Below are 1018 nucleotides of genomic sequence, written 5' to 3'. Positions count from 1 at the left end.
TACAGCAGATTATGAAGAACTCCGTATTTGGTAACTGAGAATCGGCTTCTCAAACGAATATTGTAGTCGAATACCGGATTCTAATACCCCCATATCGAGGACAACTACTGCGACCACCAATCTGCTTCCTATGAGCGAGTATTCTAAATAAGTACTATCCCACAGAGAAAACAGGTCCAGAACATCGATCCGGACCGTTCGTCTGACGTAGACTTAAGCCGCCACGGGTACCTGTCTCGACTATGGTGCCACAACCGCCACAGGCGGAACAGGCGACACATCCGCCACGGCTCGTCGTCGCGAACGCGAAGGGAGGCGTCGGAAAGACAACCGTCTCTGCGAACCTCATCGGCGCCCTCGCCGATCGTGGGCTAGATGTCCTCGCCGTCGACGCCGATCCACAGGGGAACCTCACCGAGGCGCTTGGACACCTGGACGCCTACGAGGCCGAGCCGCCCACGCTGTTCGACATCCTGCTCGACATCGACGCCCGGACCGAAGTCTCGTCCATTCTCTGTGAGGGCGCCGAAGCCGATCTCCTCCCGAGCAGTATCGACATGCTCGGCTCGACGCTCGAACTCTCAGCGGCGCACTTCCTCGCCCAGCTACACAACGGAGACGTCGTTGACGATCTGGACGCGGTCGAGGCTGCGACTTGGGCACTCGAATCGATGACGCAGCTGGTAACGCCGGCGACAGTCGGCGCCGATGCCCACGGGTACGGCCTGCTCGATGACGCCGTCGCTCGCGTCGACGCCGAGTACGATCTTGTGATCGTCGACGCCCCGCCGGGGCACAACCCGATGTTCAAGAACGCGCTGTACGCGGCGCCGAACCTGATTGTGCCGGCGACGGCAGAGGCGTCCTCAAAGGGGGCGGTCGACCGGCTGTTCGACGAGATTGCGGCGTTCGAGACGGACACCGGTCGTGAGATAGACGAGATCGCGGCGGTCACCAACCGGATTCGGATGTCGACGAACGCCGCTGACGAGATGACGGCATTCCTCGCAGAGGTCTT

At 60.6% G+C, this 1018-nt stretch carries 1 protein-coding gene; it reads left to right on the top strand.

Translation table 11 applies throughout. From position 1 onward, the window contains the following. Positions 1-242: 242 nt before the first annotated feature. Positions 243-1018 (top strand): ParA family protein (locus tag DVK06_RS16655; RefSeq protein ID WP_147438144.1); only part of this gene is annotated, 776 nt, incomplete at its 3' end.

The organism is Halorubrum sp. Atlit-28R (assembly GCF_003665955.1).
GTDB lineage: Archaea > Halobacteriota > Halobacteria > Halobacteriales > Haloferacaceae > Halorubrum > Halorubrum tropicale.
The sequence above is the reverse complement of the archived record's forward strand: the minus strand, read 5'-3'. Positions and strand labels throughout refer to the sequence as shown.